This window comes from Tomitella fengzijianii, from assembly GCF_007559025.1.
GTDB lineage: Bacteria > Actinomycetota > Actinomycetes > Mycobacteriales > Mycobacteriaceae > Tomitella > Tomitella fengzijianii.
On the sequence record NZ_CP041765.1, the window covers coordinates 3,545,664 to 3,564,320 of the forward strand.

Genomic DNA, 18,657 nt, shown 5'->3' on the forward strand with positions numbered 1-18,657 from the left:
CGCCGCCGCATCCCGCCTCACCGCACCGGAGGAGCAGACCATGTCCGAGTACCTGGCAGACCTCGACGACGACGAGCGGATGCTGGTCGACACCGTGCGCCGGTTCATCGACCGCGACGTCAAACCCTCGGTGCGCGACGTGGAGCACGCCGACGAGTACCCCGAGCGGTGGATCGAGCAGATGAAGGAGCTGGGGATCTACGGGCTCGCGGTGCCCGAGGAGTACGGCGGCACCCCCGTCTCGATGCCGTGTTACGTGCGGGTCACCGAGGAGCTGGCCCGCGGCTGGATGAGCCTGGCCGGGGCGATGGGCGGGCACACCGTGGTGGCGAAGCTCCTCGACCTCTTCGGTACCGAGGAGCAGCGCCGCCGCTACCTGTCGCGCATGGCCACCGGCGAGCTGCGCGCGACGATGGCGCTCACCGAGCCGGGCGGCGGATCCGACCTGCAGGCCATGACCACCGTCGCGCGCGCCGAGGGCGACGAGCTGGTGGTCTCCGGCGCCAAGACCTGGATCTCCAATGCCAAGCGGTCCGGGCTCATCGCGCTGCTGTGCAAGACCGACCCGGCGGCGGTGCCGCGGCACACCGGCATCTCGGTGCTGCTCGTCGAGCACGGGCCGGGCCTCACCGTCTCGCGGGAGCTGCCCAAGCTGGGATACAAGGGCGTCGAGACGTGCGAGCTGGTGTTCGACGGGTACCGCACGCCGGCCTCGTCCGTGCTGGGCGGCGAGCCCGGCCGCGGGTTCGGGCAGATGATGAAGGGCCTCGAGACCGGGCGCCTGCAGGTGGCGGCGCGGGCGCTCGGCGTGGCATCCGCCGCGTTCGAGGACGCCCTGGCCTACGCGCAGCAGCGGGAGAGCTTCGGCGTGCCCATCCACAAGCACCAGGCAGTGGGGAATCTGCTGGCCGACATGGCGACCAAGCTCACCGCGGCGCGTCAGCTCACCCGCTTCGCCGCCGAGAAGTACGACGCCGGCGAGCGCTGCGATATGGAGGCGGGCATGGCCAAGCTGTTCGCCTCCGAATCGGCCATGGAGATCGCGCTGTCCGCCGTCCGCGTCCACGGCGGCTACGGGTACTCCACCGAGTACGACGTGGAGCGCTACTTCCGCGACGCGCCGCTGATGATCGTCGGCGAGGGCACCAACGAGATCCAGCGCAACGTGATCAGCGCGCAGCTGGTGGCGCGCGGCGGGCTGTAGCGGCGGGACGGGGCCGCCCTGGCAAAGCGCGCCTATAATCGCAGGTGGCACCCCTTGAGGTGGGGCGCATCCTGGAGGTGGCTCGATGAGCGCGCGGCACCCCGTCTCCGCCCGCCGGTTCCTCGAGTGCGTCGAGACGGCGCTCGAGCCGCCCGCCCGCGCCCTCGACAGGGTGGGCATCATCCACGTCTCCTGGGTCGGCACCGCGCGCGACGGCGGCCCCTCCGCTCCCGCGTCGCTGCAGCCGCCGGAGGCGTCCGTGATCACCCGGCACATGCGGGACGGCGACGTGCTCGGGCGGCTCGGCCGGCGCGAGTACGCGGTGCTCACCATCGCGCGGCCGGCCACGATCATCACGCGTGCGGCCGAGCTGGCATCCGCACTGCTGGGCCGCGCGGGGGTGACGGCCACCGTGGACGTCGCCATCACCACCGGCGGCTACGAGCCGGCGCGGCTGCTGATCGCCCGCGCACGGGCGGCGACCCCGCCGGACGACGACGCCGGCCCGACCACCGCGCCCATTCCCGTGGCGCGGTAGGCGAATGCGTGCCGCGGGAGAGCGACAGAGGTGCTCGCCGCATGTGTAGGGGATGAGGCAGACCGCTGACTAAATCGTCTGCACGACGCTCATGAAACTGTCGAATCGGCAGACGCACACCGCAGCCACGTCGCCGACCGTCTGAGAGATGCCGGGATTGCCGAGGTGCGCACCAGGATCGCCGGGCACGGGGTTGTCGGGGTGCTGCGCGGCGGTATGCCAGGGGGCCGGTGGTCACGTCGAGGCACTGGCAGCCGACCTTCACCCGGGGCCGTGCACTGGCAGTAGCTAACTGGCTCGCTTTGTGACGCAGCGTCCCGTTCGCCCTTATCGCCTTGGCGGCCCATCCCCGCCGTGACGGGGAACACGCTGTTTCCTGGTGGCCCTGCATGGGAAAAACCGGATCACCCCCAGGCGTCCGGGGAGAGGGCTACTACTACAGCCATCCCATCCTCCCCTGAGATCCCGCGGTAGCCAAGCGGCAATTTGACGGCAGTCATCGTCCTGACAAATAATGTTTTCCCTATCCAGGCTCAATCCATTGACTTAGTTGACTACTCGCTATACCGTGATCTCACGCCCCCAAGAGAGGCAGGTCACAGATGTATCAGCCGGGTACGACAAGTTCGACTCTTTCCGCCCCAGCGAGTTCCGCGTGGGCGAAGTCCGATCGTGACGGCAACTGGGCTCCACTCGCCCGCCACATGGCCGACTCCGCCGCGATCGCCGGGCTTCTCTGGGATGAGTTCCTCTCTCCCGCGGTGCGGCGGCTCGTCATCGACGCCATCGGCGACGAAGACCGCGCGCGCAGGGTCGCGGTGTGGATGGCGGGCGGCCACGACCTCGGCAAGTGCACCCCCGCCTTCGCGATCCAGGCCCCGGCGCTGTGCGACCGCATGATCGAGATGGACCTCGAGGTCCGCATCGGGATCGGGGACGGCGGACGCAAGGTCGTGCCGCACTCGCTCGCCGGCTTCACGCTGTGGACCGCGTGGCTCGAGGAGCGCGGCGTGAAGGCCACCCGGGCATGGACCTATGCGGCCGCATCGGGCGGCCATCACGGTGTGTACCCCGACGGCGGCGACGACACTCGGGCGATGCCCGGCACCCTCTTCACCGGCGAGTCCCAGACCTGGCGCGACACGCAATGGGAACTGGCGGACTTTGCGACCACTCTCGCGGGAATCACTGTGGACGACATCGCCACGTTCGCGAAGAAGCCGCTTCCCCAGCAGGTGCAGGTGCTGCTCACCGGATTCACGATCATGGCCGACTGGCTCGCCTCCAATGAGCGCTGGTTCCCCCTCACCGACGGGGCCCGCACCTCCGAAGAGCGCGCCGATGCTGCGGTACGCGACCTCCGCTTCCCTGCCCCCTGGTCGCCCGAACCACCGCACGAAGCAGACGAGCTGTTAAGGTCCCGATTCGGCCTCTCCGCCGGCCGTGTTCGCCCGGTCCAGGCTGCGGCTGTCGACGTCGCTCGAGCATGCGCCGGCGCCGAGCTGATGATCATCGAGGCACCCACCGGCGAGGGCAAGACATTCGCGGCACTCGCGGCTGCCGAAGTTCTCGCGGCGCGATTCGGTCTCGGCGGCCTCCAGTTCGCCCTGCCCACCTGCGCCACGTCGGATGGCATGTTCCCGACCATCGCCCGATGGCTGCCGACGACGATGCCTTCCGACACGAGGGCATCGCTCGCCCTCTCGCACGGCCGTGCCCAGTTCAACGATCAGTACCAGGGTCTGCTGGGGCGGCGTGGATTCCGCTCGACCGGTATCGGCGAGGGCACGGACCGCTGCGGCGGTGAAGTCGTCGCACACTGGTGGCTGTCGGGCCGCAAGTCGGCGGCGCTCGCCGACTTCGTCGTCTGCACCATCGACCAGATCCTGTTTTCGGCCCTGAGCTCCCGGCACGTCATGCTGCGCCACCTGGGCATGGCGGGCAAGGTTGTGGTGCTCGACGAAATCCATGCTGCCGACGCATTCATGTCCCAGTACCTGCACCGGGCGCTGGAGTGGCTCGCCGCCTACGGGGTGCCGGTGATCGCGCTTTCTGCCACCCTTCCGCCCGCTCAACGCACCGAGCTGCTGACCGCCTACAACAAGGGCCGCGGGCGCAAGGTTCCCAGCGGCGCCTACCAGGCAAGCGCCGACGCCGCCGGCTATCCGCTGATCACGGTCACCGCCCCGGCAGGAGCCGCGTCCGTCGCCGTCGAACCTTCGTCCCGTCGGGTCCAGTACCAAGTCGAGTGGCACGAGGCAAACGACTCGGATGGCGCCGACGATGCTGCCGCCCTCGCCTCCGACGTCGCCGTCGCGGCAGCCGACAGCGGGTGCATCGCGGTCGTGTGCAACACAGTCAGGCGCGCGCAGGCTGTTTTCGGCGCCCTCCAGACCGTACTCGGCGACGATGTCGTACTGCTCCATTCCCGGTTCGTCGCGCAGGAGCGCGCCCGCATTGAGAACCGGTTGCGGACCGGGCTGGGGCCAGACGCAGGCGACTCTCGCCCCAAACGCCTCGTTGTAGTCGCGACGCAGGTTGTGGAGCAGTCGCTCGACCTCGATTTCGACCTGATGTTCACTGACATCGCGCCGCTCGATCTCGTCATCCAGCGTGCAGGTCGGCTCCACCGCCACGCACGGGAGTCACGCCCCCGCGGGATGGAGCGTGCTCGGCTCGTGATCACCGGGACACGCCGCTCCGTGCAGGGAGACCCACGATTCGCGCCTGGGCTCACTTCGGTCTACCCGACGATCGCACTGCTGCGTTCCGTCGCCTGCCTCGACGCACACGGGCCGCTCATCCTCTCGCCCGCCGATGTCCCCGGGCTGGTTCGGTTCGCCTACGACGAGGGGCTCGAGCCTCCTGCCGACTGGCGGGCAGCTTGGGCGAAGGCCGAGGACCGGGATCGCGATCGCGTGGCGGACCAGGTCTCCAGGGCGAAGGTCTTCCGCATCGCCGCCCCCAAACGCGGCGGGAACATGCGCGGATGGAACAGCCTGCGCGGCGCCGAAGGCTCCGACGACGCGCTCAGCCAGGCGCAGGTGCGCGACGCCGCCGACGCGCTCGAGGTGATCGTGGTGCAGCGCATCTCCGGCGCCATCGTGGGCCCGCCGTGGGCGGGCGAGCTCGCCGGTATGCCGCTGGAATCGGCGACCGTCGTCGATGACGACCTCGCCCGCACGATCGCCCGATGGACTGTGCGCTTCCCCGCCTACATGGGCGACGGGAAGCTCGGTGACGCCGTCATCGACGCCCTCGAAGAGAACAAGATCGACTCTTGGCAGAACTCGCGATGGCTCGGCGGCGCACTCGCGCTGGTGCTGGACGAGGATCTCCGTGCCGTAGTCGCCGGCTTCGACGTGGCCTACGACGTGCGCCGTGGGCTCATCGTGAAAAAATGCAGGAGGACCAGTGACGTTTAACCTCATCGACGAACCGTGGATCGTCGTACGACGGATCGGAGGCGAGGCCGACACCGTCTCGCTGCGGACGCTGTTCGCGGAGGCGCCGCGCATTCGTCGCCTCGCCGGGGAATTGCCCACCCAGGACTTCGCGGTGCTGCGGATCGCGCTCGCCGTGTTGTACCGCGCGGTGGCATACGAGATCGACAGCGCGCCAACCACGGTAGCCGAAGAACTTTGGGAGGCCCCGGGACTTCCGCTGGATCAGGTCGACGCCTACCTCGACCAGTGGCATGACCGGTTCGAGTTGTTCGACGACCATGCGCCCTTCATGCAGGTAGCCGACCTCGCCTCACCGTCGGGTGCACAGGGCGATGTCAGACTGCTCCTGCCGGACGCGCCCCGCGGCGAGCCGCTGTTCACGATGCGATCGGCCGTCGACTCCCTGACCTTCGCCGAGGCCGCCCGCTGGTTGGCGCACTGCCAGGCCTACGACTTTTCCGGAATCAAGACGGGCGCCGTCGGCGACCCACGAGTCAAGGGTGGCAAAGGCTACCCGATGGGAATCGGATGGGCCGGTTGGCTGGGCGGAGTCGTCGTCGAAGGCGACTCTCTGCACCACACATTGCTGCTCAATCTCGTACTCGAGGACGAGCTGCGCGACGACGACCTGCCGGTGTGGGAACATAAGCCCCTCACCGCCGCGCCGCGCCCCCCGCACGCGATACGGCCGCGGGGCCCGGCCGGGCTGTTCACCTGGCCGCAGCGCCGCATCCGGCTCTTCCGAACAGACGACGCGGTCGACGCGGTGCTCGTGTGCAACGGCGACCCCGTCCCCTACACCTCCCAAATCCGCAACGAGCCGATGACTGCCTGGCGCTACTCCGAACCGCAGTCGAAGAAGTTCAAGTCGACGGTCTACATGCCGCGCGCGCATGATCCGGAGCGCTCGTTCTGGCGCGGGCTGGCAACGATTCTCAGCGGAGGGGAGCGCAGCGGCAGGGAGAACAAGACTCACGTCGCAGCCAGTGTGCCGCCCACCGTGGTCACCTGGGCCGGCGATCTCGTCGCGGCGGGAATCCTCCCCCGCGAGATGCTCATCCGTGCCTGCGCGGTGGGCATCGAATACGGCGCGCAGAGCTCCAGCTACGGCAATCTCATCGCAGACGACCTCGTCTTCCACCCCGTGATCGCTCAACCCGGTGATGTACCGCAGAAGCTCGCGGTCCTCCAGGCCGTCGAGCACGCCGACAGGGCCGTCAGTGCCTTGGCATCGCTCGGCGGCGACATCGCGATCGCATCGGGCGGCGAGCGTGGACCCGCAGCGCAACGGGCGCGCGCCAGCGGCTATCACGCACTCGATTCCGCATTCCGCGAATGGGTCTCGACGGTGCGCCCCGACTCGGACGTCGCAGCACTGGATCGCCAGTGGTCCGATCGTTGCGGCGCGCTCATCCGCGCCGAGTCCGACGTCATCATCGCCGCGGCCGGTCCGGCGGCCTGGATCGGCCGTGAGCACGACGGAAAACCTCTCACCGTCGGCCACGCCGACGCCCGTTTCCGCAGGACGCTCGCGTCGATCCTACCGTTCACCCCCACCGAGGAGCGTCCCGCATGACATCACCATCGCCCCAGTCGACGGGCAAATCGGCAGAACTCGGCACCGCTGACATCGCGCAGAAGGTGCGGCGCCTGCAAAAGCCGCGCACCGACCTTGGCCGGCACGCCTCCCGGCTGATCCACGTCCTGCAGAAGCGTGCCCTCGCCCGCGGCGGCGATTCCTGGTCCAATGCCACGCTGGCGCGCCTTCGCCGCGCGGTGCAGCATCCTGTGGGCGCCGACCCGGCCGTGTGGGAGTTCCTCTTCGAGGACCTCCCCGAGCACTGTTTCGGCAAAGGTGACGACCCGTCACCCGACGAGCGTGCCGTCCACGCCGCGGCAACTCTGTACGCCGTTCACCAGCAGTCAAAGGACCGTCCGATGCACGTCGACGGCGAGGGATTCGGCACGGCGATCCGCCGGCTGGCCAATCCGCAAGACGCGGCCGAACTGGCGATGCCGGTGCTGCGCCGCTTCAACGCGCTGGCCACCGCCGACAACCTCGACGAGCAGCTGCATCACGCACGGGGGCTGGTCCAGCTGATGCGCCGTGAGTCGATCGGTTTCGACTACGGCACCTTCGCCGAAGACCTGGCCCGGCTGCAAGACCCCGCCCACGCCGACGCGGTGCGGCTCCGGTGGGCCCGCCAGTTCCATCGGAGCATTCGGCCTGCCGCGCGCGCCGACAAGACGGAGTCCGCACCGCAGCCTGCCTGACCGAATACCACCCGACTCACCCGCATACAGGAGCCAAACATCATGAACCGCAGCCTCATCGACGTCCACATCCTGCAGACCCTGCCGCCGTCGAACGTCAACCGCGACGACACCGGCAGCCCCAAGAGCGCCGTCTATGGCGGCGTGCGGCGTGCCCGCGTGTCCAGCCAGGCGTGGAAGCGCGCGACCCGCCAGGCTTTCCACGACCATCTCGACGAGTCCGAGCTGGGCGAGCGCACCAAGTTCGTCGTCGAGAAGATCGCCATGAAAATCACCGAGCTCTCCCCCCACCTGGAGAACGCGCCGAAGCTCGCTGAGGAGGTGCTGGCTGCGACCGGCATCAAAGTTACGCCCGCCAAGAAGGCGAAGAAGTCGGAGGAACAGGAAGAGCAGGCCGCCACCGGTTACCTGCTGTTCCTCGCTCGCCGCCAGATCGAAGGGCTGGCCGCGCTGGCCGTCGAGGCGGGCGCGTCCAGCGCCAGGATCGAGAAGAAGGCGGCGAAGGCGGTACTCCAGGAGGGCAACAGCATCGACCTGGCGCTGTTCGGCCGAATGGTGGCCGATGCGCCCGATCTTAATGTCGACGCGTGCTGCCAGGTGGCACACGCGATCAGCGTGCACGGCGTACAGAACGAGTTCGACTACTTCACCGCAGTCGATGACAACGGCAGCGAGGACCACGCCGGCGCCGGGATGATCGGCACCGTCGAGTTCAATTCGTCTACCCTCTACCGGTACGCCACCATCGATGTCGATGAGCTGGCGAAGTCCCTCGGCTCGGTCGAGGCGGCAGCACGCGCCGTGGACGCGTTCCTCACCGCGTTCGTCACCTCGATGCCTACCGGCAAGCAGAACACCTTCGCCAACCGCACCCGTCCCGACTTCGTCATGGTGACGATCCGTGACGATCAGCCCGTCAACCTCGTCGGCGCGTTCGAGACGCCGATCGAGTCGAACGACGGCCGGATGCTCCGCGCCGCCCAGACACTGGTGGAGTACGCCGCGCGGCAGGACGACGCATACCGCACCGCACCGCACGCCCAGTACGCCCTCGCTGTGGGCATGGCCGATTCCGACGAGCTGAGTGAGGCACTCGCGCAGCGGGCCGAGCTGGTTGATCTTCCCTCAATGATCGAGCGCACCGTCGCCACGATCGGCGACCGGGCGGCGGTGCCGGCGTGACCACCCTGGTGATCCCGTTGCGCGGACCGATGCAAGCGTGGGGCGGGTCGAGCCGGTTTTCCCGGCGTGAAACCGGACCGGTCCCCACCAAGAGCGGCATCGTGGGGTTGCTGGGGGCAGCGCTCGGTCGTCGGCGCACCGACCCGATCGAAGACCTCGCCCAACTGCGCTTCGGCGTGCGCACCGACCAGCAGGGCTCGCTCGAGCGCGATTTCCAAACCGCCAAGCCGCACGGCGAGCCGCACTCGAAGCTCTCCTACCGCTTCTACCTCGCAGACGCCTTGTTCCTGGCCGCGGTTGAGGGCCCCGACGAGGTCATCGGCGGGCTCGCAGGCGCACTCCAGAACCCGAAGTTCCCGCTGTTCCTCGGCCGGAGGTCTTACCCGCCCGCCGGGCCGATCCGCGGCGAGGTCGTCGACACGCCGATGCCCGAGCTCCTGCGTACGCACCCGTGGCATGCCGCCGAGTGGTATCGGAGACGCCAATCCAGGCAGGTGTCACTGCCGATCGTCCGCGATCCGCTGCCGGAAGAAGACAAGCACGAGGTAGTGCGCGACCTTCCCTTCAGTTTCGATCCGCGGCACCGTGAGTACGGCTGGCGGGAGGTCCATCACGAGCGGACCGACCAGTTTGACAACCCGCTCGGCAGGCGCGCCGTCCACGATCCACTCGCACTCCTCGGGGGAGCCTGATGTACCTGACCCGCATGTTCCTCAATCCACGCCGGCGCGGAGCCATGAAGCTCCTCGGATCTCCGCAGGCAATGCACGCGGCGGTCATGGCGGGCTTCCCTCCGGGCACCGAGACCACGACGCCTCGGGGCCGCGTGCTGTGGCGGGTCGACAGGCCGGCACCCGAGCAGGTGGCGCTCTTCATCGCCAGCCCACACGAGCCGTGCCTCGTGCACCTCAAAGAGCAGGCCGGGTGGAGCACCGCGGACGCCTGGCACACCCGCGACTACCGCCCCCTGCTCGACGGGCTCTGTGCCGGCGACCAGTACAACTTCCGTCTCGTCGGCAACCCGACCCATCGCGGCAAGGATTCTCGTGGTGTCACCAAGGTTTTCGCGCACGTGACGGTGGCGCAGCAGGAGCATTGGCTGCTGCGCAAGGCAGAGCTGCACGGGTTCAGCCTGACCGCGCCCGCCGCCGAGGGGGACGGTTCGGGTTTTCCGGGGCCGATGATGGTCGCCGACCGGCAGACGCGGCGGTTCCGGCGCTCCGGATCCAGCGTCGAGGTCGGCACGGCGCGCTTCGACGGCGTTCTCGAAGTCACTGATCCCGACGCGCTGCGCATGGCGCTCTGTCACGGCATCGGCCGGGCGAAGGCCTACGGCTGCGGCCTGATGACCTTGGCCCCGGTCGGATGAGGCGGCAGTGAACACACCCGGCATGAGGCCCGCCCGGCCGCAGGAGCTGACCAGAGTCGAAGATCGACTTTCGTTCGTTTACGTGGAACGATGCACGATCGGACGCGATTCGAACGCGATCACCGCGACGGACGACCGCGGCGTAGTGCACATCCCCGCAGCGTCACTGGGCACACTGCTGCTCGGCCCCGGCACCCGTGTGACTCACCAAGCCATGGTGCTGCTTGCCGACAGCGGCAGCACCGCCGTGTGGGTGGGTGAGCACGGCATCCGCTATTACGCGCATGGCCGTGGCCTCTCGCGTACCACCCGGATGCCGGAGGCGCAGGCTGCTGCTGTGTCGAATACGCGATCGCGCCTTGCCGTGGCACGAGCGATGTATTCGATGCGGTTCCCGGGCGAAGACGTCGGCAGGCTCAGCATGCACCAGCTACGCGGCCGCGAGGATGCACGTGTACGGAGGATCTACCGGGACGAGTCCGAGCGGACCGGCGTCGAGTGGCATCGGCGCGATTACGACCCGGCGGATTTCGCTGCGTCAGACGAGATCAATCAGGCGCTGTCGGCGGCGCATACGAGCCTGTACGGCGTGGTGCACGCGGTGATCGTGGGCCTGGGCTGTTCGCCGGGGCTCGGCTTCGTCCACACCGGGCACGATCGCGCATTCGTCTACGACATCGCTGATCTGTACAAGGCCGACGTCACGATTCCGATCGCATTCTCGGTGGTCGCGGACCTGCTAGCGCGAAGGGACGACGCAGATACCGGCGCGATCGACGTTCCATCGGCCACCCGACGCGCAGTGCGTGACGCGATGAAGGGACACCGTGTGATCTCCCGTTGCGTCGCCGACCTACGGCGTCTTCTGCTGCCGGACGACGACGGTGCCGGAGCGGAGGCCGAGATCCTCGAACTGTGGGATGACAGGGTCGGCCGCGTCGCGGGCGGAGTCAACTACGAGGAAGACGTGCCTTGGTAGTTTTCATCCTCACCGCCTGCCCTGCCGGCCTCCGGGGGCATCTGACCCGGTGGCTCATGGAGGTCAGTGCCGGCGTGTTCGTAGGGCATGTCTCCAACCGCGTGCGCGAACACCTGTGGAGCCAAGTGGTCGATCTGGTCAAAGACGGGAAGGTGATCATGGTCTATCCCGAGGACAACGAGCAAGGGCTTGCCTTCCGGACACACCGGCACGAATGGACGCCGGTCGACCTTGACGGCATCACCTTGATGAGCCGCCCGATGGACACTCAAGCAACTCGAGGCCGGGTTCGCCGTGGATGGAGCACCGCATCCCGACGACGTCGCCACTCGTAGCAGATCCAAACTGCTCCTCGATTCAGTAATGACATAGAATTCGTACTGGTCAGCAAGTGTGCTCCCCGCGAACGCGGGGATGATCCCGCGGCCTCTTCGATGACCTGCGTCCGCTCCAGGTGCTCCCCGCGAACGCGGGGATGATCCGACGGACAAGATCATCGCACCGATCATCCGACGGTGCTCCCCGCGAACGCGGGGATGATCCCATCTTGAGGGCGCCGACTATCTTCTCGATACGGTGCTCCCCGCGAACGCGGGGATGATCCCCAGGCTTCAATTACGTAATCGGGAGTGGCACCGTGCTCCCCGCGAACGCGGGGATGATCCGTCGCCGAGAGCCCGTGCGCGCGCGATGTTCTTGTGCTCCCCGCGAACGCGGGGATGATCCGCACAAGATCAAACCGTCGACGCGCAACGGGTAGTGCTCCCCGCGAACGCGGGGATGATCCGTCCGTGGTGATGGGACTCTGAAACTCAAAGACGTGCTCCCCGCGAACGCGGGGATGATCCGGTAGTCACTCACTGCGCTTCACCACCCCACGGGTGCTCCCCGCGAACGCGGGGGCAGTGTCAACTCGTGGAAGCAATCGGCTCGGCCAGTAGCTTCGTGAACACCTCCCGCGGGGTGAGGAAGCCGAGTACCGCGCGTGGCCGGTCGTTGAGCTCGTCGGCGATCGTGTCCAGGTAGGGCTGGTGGTCGGTGATCTCGATGCCCTTCGGCAGGTACTCGCGGATCAGCCCGTTCGTGTTCTCGTTGGTGCCGCGCTCCCACGGCGAGTGCGGATGAGCGAAGTACACCTTCAGGTCCGTGGCCGTGGTCAGCGCGGCATGCCGGGCCATCTCGGTCCCCTGATCCCAGGTCAGGGAACCGAGGATGTGCCGGGGCATGCCGCTGACCGTATCGATGAGCACATCTGCGAGGCCGTCGGCGTTCTTACCTGCGGGAAGACCGCAGATCAGGGTGAACCTGCTGGTGCGCTCGACCAAGGTGGCGGCCGCGGACTTGCCGCCCTTCCCGATGATCAGATCGCCTTCCCACGATCCAGGAACCCTGCGGTCGGAGGCCTGCTCGGGCCGGTCGTCGATCGAGACCATGCCGACGATCTTCGCGCCGGTGCGCTCGCCGAGCGCCTTACGGGGCTTGCGGCGGGTGCGCTTGGAGCGCAACAGGATCCCGGACTTGGCGAGCTCGCCCTTGGGCAGCGCGTAGATCCACTGGTAGATGGCCTCGTGTGAGATGGTTCGGCCTCCGGCGTCAGGGGAATGCACCATGGTGTCCACGCTGTCGTCGGTAGCTTCACGGTGCAACCTGCCGGCGATCTGGCGGGGCGTGCGTGAGTGGCGCAGATCGGTGCGGACCCGCAGCTCAAGCTGCGGGTCCGCGTCGATCTTGCGGGTCTGTGGTCTGCTACGGCGCCCTCGTGCTGCGCGGTCGGCGGCCACTGGCCGGTAGCCGCCGGCCGCGCTGGCGTTGCGTTTGCGTTCGCGCCAGATCACCGTCGGGTTCCGGCCGATGTCCTCACCGATCTCCGCGTCGGACAGACCGGCCTTGATCCCGACCGCGATCTGCACTCTGTCGTCCAGCGTCAGCTGCCGCCGCCCCAACCCACCACTCCTACCGTGTCACCAGCATCATTGCTACGACGCTATGACACCGCCGGGGATGATCCGTTGATCCCCGTACTCGTGGTGAGCGCGGAAATGTGCTCCCCGCGAACGCGGGGATGATCCCCACCGTGGCCTGCATGTGTGCGCGATGGGCATGTGCTCCCCGCGAACGCGGGGATGATCCGCCGAGGTCCCAGAGGAGCTGCGACCATTCCGGGTGCTCCCCGCGAACGCGGGGATGATCCGGTCCGCGTGTTGTCCGTTCGGCGCGCAGGAAAGTGCTCCCCGCGAACGCGGGGATGATCCGTACGTGCCCGCCTTCGTGATGCCCGAATCAGAGTGCTCCCCTCGAACGCGGGGATGATCCTCGCGGCCACATCATCCGCGTGCTTCAAGTCCAGTGCTCCCCGCGAACGCGGGGATTATCCTTGTAATTAGTTATCGTTAATTGGAATTGCAAAGTGCTCCCCTCGAACGCGGGGATGATCCGCGGCGGCATCCGGCCGGTAAGCTTCGTGACCCGTGCTCCCCGCGAACGCGGGGATGATCCGTTGATCCCCGTACTGGAGGTGAGCGCGGCAATGTGCTCCCCGCGAACGCGGGGATGATCCGAAACCCGCTGGTCGGCGAACTACACGCGTGTGGTGCTCCCCGCGAACGCGGGGATGATCCCTCCACACCAGACGGAGTCCTGTAGTCGTCCAAGTGCTCCCCGCGAACGCGGGGATGATCCTTACTGGGTCGTCGCGGGTGACACCTGGTTGACGTGCTCCCCGCGAACGCGGGGATGATCCTGTAGTCAATTGCTGACTTGCGTCCACGCTTGCGTGCTCCCCGCGAACGCGGGGATGATCCTCGTATGAGTCCGCATTAGCACAATTGTCGTGGGTGCTCCCCGCGAACGCGGGGATGATCCTTACGTAATCGGGCGTAGCACCACGGCCAAGCGGTGCCCCCGCGAACGCGGGGATGATCCCAGTCCGACACTCTTCGAGTCCGAGCCGATCCGGTGCTCCCCGCGAACGCGGGGATGATCCGCTGCGGCACCGGTTCGCGACGCGCGCGTACGCGTGCTCCCCGCGAACGCGGGGATGATCCGGTGAACGCCTGGTCCCTGCCGGGTGTGCTGGGGTGCTCCCCGCGAACGCGGGGATGATCCCCCTGCCGGATCCCAGACGATGTTCGGTGCCGAGTGCTCCCCGCGAACGCGGGGATGATCCCAAGTCCCCGGATCCGTTCGTGCAGGGCAAGGCGTGCTTTCCGCGAACGCGGGAATGATCCTGGTCGCAGCTGCTCTGGGACTTGGGCTTCCGGGTACTCCTCGCGAACCCGGGGATGATCTCATGGGCGACGCCTGCCCCGCACCCCGCAAATCGGGACGTCATCCAAATTCGCGGGGCTACCGAGGGCTTCAGTTCGCCCTCAGCCCCCCACGTCCGCATTGCAGATGGCCACTGCGAAGACGCCCTGCGCGGTGTTCTGGGCGAGCACGTCGCCGTCGTCGCCGAGGATCCGGCAGGTGACGCTCCCGCCGTCGGCACCGGACATCACGGACAGGAACGCGCCGTACAGGTTCGACGCGTCCGCGTCCTTCGACCACGGGGTCTGCACGTCGTTGCTCAGCGACGTGCCCGAGTTCGATCCGACGTCGTAGCTGACGGTCGCCTGGCCGCCTGATGAATCGGCCTGGTAGGTGACCGGCGTAGTCCCGGTTGCGTTGTCCACGGCCGCGTCGATCACCAGGAACAGCAGCACTGACGTCACGATGCCCGCGAGGATCGCCAGTCCGGACAGCACGAGCCCCGCGATCGATACGCCCTTGTTGTCCGCGTCTCCGCTGCGCACCTTCGACAACGCGACGATGCCGAGTACGACGCCGATGACGCCGAGCACGATCCCGCCCAGCCCGATGAACGGGATGATGCCGAACAGCAGCGCGATGATGCCGACGACCAGCGCCGCGATGCCGATGCCGTTGCGCGGCGGCCGTGTCGGCGGCTGGCCCGGGTAGCCGTACGGCCCGTACCCCGGAGGCGCGGGCGGAACGGATCCGGGCGGTGGCGGGTATCCCGGCTGCCCCGGCGGCGGATACCCCTGCGCCCCGCGCGGCGGATAGGCCTGCTGCCCGTGCCCCGCATAGGCCGGCCCCACGGGCGGCGGATAGCCCTGCCCGGCGCCCGGCGGCGGATAGCCGCCCTGCCCCGGCGGCGGGTACCCCTGCCCGGCGCCCGGCGGCGGTGGCGGCGGATAACCTCCCGGCGCCGCCTGCCCGCCCTGCCCCGGACGCTCCTGCGACCTGTCGGCCGAGGAGTCGTCACCGCGTGGGCGATCGGACTGCCCGTCCTGCGGATCCTGCGGATCACTCATCGCCGGCACCTTCCCTCCACGTTTCCGACGGCCGAAGCCTCGAACGTCCCCGTCGGCTCTTCATCCTAAGGATCGGGAACGCGTCGCCGCGTGCAACCACGGTTACCGAATCGTTACGGCAGCGCCGCTTTTCGCGAATGCACCGGACACGCGAAACTACGACCTGTATTCACGCTTCGTCCCGACGCCGCCCGATGAGCACCGGGCATGTGGCATTACGCAGCACGCGGGCCGCCGTGGCCCCCAACTGCAGCCCCGGCACCCCGCCGCGTCCGCGCGCTCCCAGGATCAGCAGCTGCGCGATTTCGCCCCACTGGATGAGCACCTCCTGCGGGCTGTCCTGCACCACCACCCGCTGCACCTCGACGTCCGGATAGTCGGCGCCGAATCCGGCCAGCCTCTCGCCCAGCACGGCCTGCGCGATGCTCGTCTCGTCGTACCAGCTGGTCACGTCGGCGGCAGAGAAGATCGACAGCGGCACGTCGCTCCACGAGTGCACCGCCACCAGCGGCACCTGCCGCAGCGATGCCTCGATGAACGCCGCCTCGACGGCGGTGGCGCCGTTCTCCGAGCCGTCGACCCCCACGACCACCGGCCGCGAGTCGCGGTACACATCACCGTCCATGGCGCGCACCACGACGACCTGGCACGTCGCCAGCCGCACCAGAAGTGAACTCAGGGAGCCCAGCAGCCCGCGGGCCACACTGCCCCGGCCGCTCTCCCCGACGACGATGGTGCCGGCCTTCTGCGCATACTCCAGCATGGTCTTGCCCACCGGGCCGGACGTCACCTCCGTGTCCACCTCGAGGCCGGCGGCGGATTCGTGCGCCTGCGCGACGGCGGAGTCGGCGATCTCCTGTGCGGGCCGGTCGAGCGAATCGACCACCCTGCTGAGCAGCCGCCCGGTGAACCCCACACCGATCGGGGTGGGGATGACGACCACGATGTGCAACGGAACCCTGTGCAGCCGCGCGAAATCCGCCGCCCACCGCACCGCGCTCTCGGCATGATCCGAACCGTCCGTCCCGACGATCACGGGCCCGAAGGTCCTCATCAACAACTCCTCTCGCGCGCGGGGTGCAGCGTTGCGTCTCTACTGCCACCGAGACTAGGGCCCATCGTCCCAGTGCACCGGCATTCGGGCGGACCTGCGTCCCGCGCCTGCGCGACAGCCGCGCCCCCGGCGCCAGGACGGCCGCTAACCGTAGACGCGCGCGTCGTCCTCGTGCGCCAGCGCGAAGTCCGCGAGTGCCCCGCCCTCGGGTCCGGGGCCCGAGTCCGCCGCCAGCCGCTTCTCTAGCTTCTCCACCCACCGCGCCGGCAGCAGCTCCGCGGCCGTCAGTACCCGCTCGATCCCCGCCACGTCGCGCTTGTCCACGTTCATCACGCGGTTCACCTCGAAGGCCGTCACCCCGTGCCGCGCCCGCTCCACCACCTGGACGGCGTCCCCCGCGCGCACCTCGCCCGGCTCCAGCACCGCCAGGTAGAAGCCGGTGCGCCCCGTGGCCTGCACGCGCACGGGCATCTCCGTGATCCCGTGCGCCAGGCCCAGTTTGTAGCAGGGGCGGCGCGGCGCGGTCACCCGTACCAGCGCGGTGCCGATGCGGTAGACGTCCCCCGGCATCACTGTGCGCTCGTTCCAGGCGACCCCGTCCGTGCCCTCGACGCGGAGGTTCTCCCCCAGCCCCCGGTCGCTGATATCCCGGCCCAGCTCGCGTTCCCACTCGGGGTAATGCTCGGCCGGATACACCAGCACCGCCTTCTCTGTGCCGCCGTGGTTCTTCCCGTCCGCCTGGGCGTCGCCGCCGAATCCGATCTCCCCCAGCGGCACAGCGCCGTCGCGCGGGCGTTTCCCCAACGCCGACGGGACGGTGCCGCTGCGTCCCACCGTGGCCCGATCCAGCTCGCCGACATTGCCGGTGCGCACCTGCAGCACCCGCGCCACGGCGTCATCACCCGAACCCGCAACCGCCCCGCCCATACCGGCCTTCCTGTTCCGGGACCGCCCACGCCGGTGCGCCGCGCGTGGCCGGTCGCCTCCTCGCCACGTCACGCAGTTTATCGCCGCCCGGTACCGGGCCTCACGAGCCCGCATGGCCGACGGGCGGCGTCGTGGCGGCATCGCCACCCGCCGCGGTGCGCGCCGCGAGCTCCCGCGCACGCCGGTCCAGAGCGTCCCACCTTTCCGGCGGCGCGATGGCCCGCACCTCGGCGAGCATCGCCGCGATGCGGGCGTGCACGCTGCGGATCGAGCGCATCCCGTCGAACAGCTCGTCCACGGCGTAGCCGACGAACTGATCCCACGTGGGTGTCTCGAAGACCAGCCGGAGCTCGCCGTCCGCGTCGCAGAGCTCGCCGATGCGCAGCTCCCGCGTGGCCAGCGCGCGCAGCAGCGCCTCGATCTCGTCGATCGCCTGGATCGCCGTGTACGGGTCGTTGACCGCCGACGAGAGTGCGCGCAACGCGATGTCGTTGAGCAGTCGGAATCCGAAGGTGGGGTCCTGATCGAAGTTGCGTTCCAGGCCAACCTCGAAGTACAAGAGCAGCTCGTCGGCGATCCGCACGCATGAGTCGCCATGCACTTGGAGCACGACGTCGCCCTCTCTCAGCAATTTCCCCGGCCCCGCCACCATGCGGGCCCGGCAACCGTTCTCGCCGAGCCTGCGGACCAGAGCCGGAAAATCCACCTGCCGCAGCCGGGCGGTCCTGTTGGGCCACCGCACCGTGCAGCAGGGCTTGTCCTCGAATCCCGACGCCGACGGCACGGAGACGCTCCCCGCCTCGGGGTACAGCGCGTCGATCACGTCGCGCGCCCGAGCACCCACCGCCTCCAGGATCGGCGCCAGCTGCACCGCCCTGATCGCGGCGACCTGCACGACACGGAGCAGCAGCAGGGAGACGATAAGCAGCACGATGACCACTGCGGGAACGGCGACCGAGACCGTCGGCTTCTGGTAGACCATCGCTCCCGCGACCACCACGTTGACCAGCACGCCCAGCATCAGCGCGTACAGGTGCGTGATCAGCGGGTTGTCCCGGAACAGGTTCAGGCGCGGCGACTGCGCCGTCACCGCGAACTGGACCACCAGGAACAGCAGCGAGATGACGATGCCGATGAGGGTGAGCAGGCCGCCCGCCACGGCCGCCAACAACTGGACGACGGGGTCGACCTGCACCATCGGCCCGGTGCGGATGCTCCCGGCCGCGACCCCGATACCGGCGCCCGCGGCCACGTAGACCACGGTCACCACGCTCGCGCGGACGCGTCGGCGCCGCTGGATCATCCGCAGGACCGGGCGCTTGCCCTTCGGCACCCGCCCCAAGTCGAGGACTGCGCGCTGCACTCTCACAC

General features: G+C 68.7%; 15 protein-coding genes and 1 CRISPR repeat array. Of the genes, 10 read left to right on the forward strand and 5 right to left on the reverse strand.

Annotation, left to right across the window (positions count from 1 at the left end; all coding sequences use genetic code 11):
• Window positions 1-40: 40 nt before the first annotated feature.
• From FO059_RS16085 to cas2e, 10 genes are all read left to right on the forward strand, one after another.
• On the forward strand, window positions 41-1,204 hold the full coding sequence (locus FO059_RS16085; RefSeq protein ID WP_372497947.1) for an acyl-CoA dehydrogenase family protein: 1,164 nt from the start codon (window positions 41-43) through the stop codon (window positions 1,202-1,204).
• Between the two features lie 85 nt (window positions 1,205-1,289).
• Entirely contained in the window at window positions 1,290-1,742 is a 453-nt protein-coding gene (locus tag FO059_RS16090; RefSeq protein ID WP_143909968.1) for a nucleotidyl cyclase domain-containing protein, read from the forward strand.
• A 602-nt stretch (window positions 1,743-2,344) separates the two neighbouring features.
• Entirely contained in the window at window positions 2,345-5,167 is a 2,823-nt protein-coding gene (gene cas3 / locus FO059_RS16095) for a CRISPR-associated helicase Cas3' (protein ID WP_143909969.1), read from the forward strand.
• Window positions 5,157-6,764: a type I-E CRISPR-associated protein Cse1/CasA gene (gene casA, locus FO059_RS16100; RefSeq protein WP_143909970.1), complete on the forward strand. Its 1,608-nt coding sequence runs from the start codon at window positions 5,157-5,159 to the stop codon at window positions 6,762-6,764. The genes cas3 and casA overlap by 11 nt, the downstream gene beginning before the upstream one ends.
• Window positions 6,761-7,462 (forward strand): type I-E CRISPR-associated protein Cse2/CasB, encoded by a 702-nt coding sequence (gene casB / locus FO059_RS16105; protein ID WP_143909971.1) that lies wholly within the window; start codon window positions 6,761-6,763, stop codon window positions 7,460-7,462. Before casA ends, casB begins: the two co-directional genes overlap by 4 nt.
• 42 nt (window positions 7,463-7,504) lie before the next feature.
• Complete coding sequence (cas7e, locus tag FO059_RS16110; protein WP_143909972.1) at window positions 7,505-8,644, forward strand: type I-E CRISPR-associated protein Cas7/Cse4/CasC; 1,140 nt, start codon at window positions 7,505-7,507, stop codon at window positions 8,642-8,644.
• Window positions 8,641-9,336 carry a type I-E CRISPR-associated protein Cas5/CasD gene (gene cas5e / locus FO059_RS16115; RefSeq protein WP_143909973.1) on the forward strand — a complete coding sequence of 232 codons (696 nt, stop codon included), beginning with the start codon at window positions 8,641-8,643 and terminating at the stop codon, window positions 9,334-9,336. The genes cas7e and cas5e overlap by 4 nt, the downstream gene beginning before the upstream one ends.
• Window positions 9,336-10,013, forward strand: a complete 678-nt coding sequence (gene cas6e, locus FO059_RS16120; RefSeq protein WP_143909974.1) for a type I-E CRISPR-associated protein Cas6/Cse3/CasE — start codon at window positions 9,336-9,338, stop codon at window positions 10,011-10,013. The genes cas5e and cas6e overlap by 1 nt, the downstream gene beginning before the upstream one ends.
• Before the next feature lie 22 nt (window positions 10,014-10,035).
• On the forward strand, window positions 10,036-10,992 hold the full coding sequence (cas1e, locus tag FO059_RS16125; protein WP_199256982.1) for a type I-E CRISPR-associated endonuclease Cas1e: 957 nt from the start codon (window positions 10,036-10,038) through the stop codon (window positions 10,990-10,992).
• Window positions 10,986-11,327, forward strand: coding sequence for a type I-E CRISPR-associated endoribonuclease Cas2e (gene cas2e / locus FO059_RS16130; RefSeq protein WP_143909976.1), 342 nt, complete (start codon window positions 10,986-10,988; stop codon window positions 11,325-11,327). Before cas1e ends, cas2e begins: the two co-directional genes overlap by 7 nt.
• 58 nt (window positions 11,328-11,385) lie before the next feature.
• Window positions 11,386-11,842: a CRISPR direct-repeat array (repeat unit 29 nt; unit sequence GTGCTCCCCGCGAACGCGGGGATGATCCG).
• A gap of 58 nt (window positions 11,843-11,900) precedes the next feature.
• On the opposite strand, the gene FO059_RS16135 is transcribed toward cas2e, so the two are convergent.
• From FO059_RS16135 to FO059_RS16155, 5 genes are all read right to left on the reverse strand, one after another.
• Window positions 11,901-12,935 carry an IS30 family transposase gene (locus FO059_RS16135; RefSeq protein ID WP_143905932.1) on the reverse strand — a complete coding sequence of 345 codons (1,035 nt, stop codon included), beginning with the start codon at window positions 12,933-12,935 and terminating at the stop codon, window positions 11,901-11,903.
• A gap of 1,425 nt (window positions 12,936-14,360) precedes the next feature.
• Window positions 14,361-15,305: a DUF4190 domain-containing protein gene (locus FO059_RS18480; protein WP_158726358.1), complete on the reverse strand. Its 945-nt coding sequence runs from the start codon at window positions 15,303-15,305 to the stop codon at window positions 14,361-14,363.
• 169 nt (window positions 15,306-15,474) lie between these two features.
• Window positions 15,475-16,359, reverse strand: coding sequence for a universal stress protein (locus FO059_RS16145; protein WP_143909977.1), 885 nt, complete (start codon window positions 16,357-16,359; stop codon window positions 15,475-15,477).
• Window positions 16,360-16,503: 144 nt separating this feature from the next.
• On the reverse strand, window positions 16,504-17,286 hold the full coding sequence (locus FO059_RS16150) for an MOSC domain-containing protein (RefSeq protein WP_143909978.1): 783 nt from the start codon (window positions 17,284-17,286) through the stop codon (window positions 16,504-16,506).
• A gap of 100 nt (window positions 17,287-17,386) precedes the next feature.
• Window positions 17,387-18,655, reverse strand: a complete 1,269-nt coding sequence (locus FO059_RS16155; protein WP_143909979.1) for a DUF2254 family protein — start codon at window positions 18,653-18,655, stop codon at window positions 17,387-17,389.
• Between the last annotated feature and the right edge of the window lie 2 nt (window positions 18,656-18,657).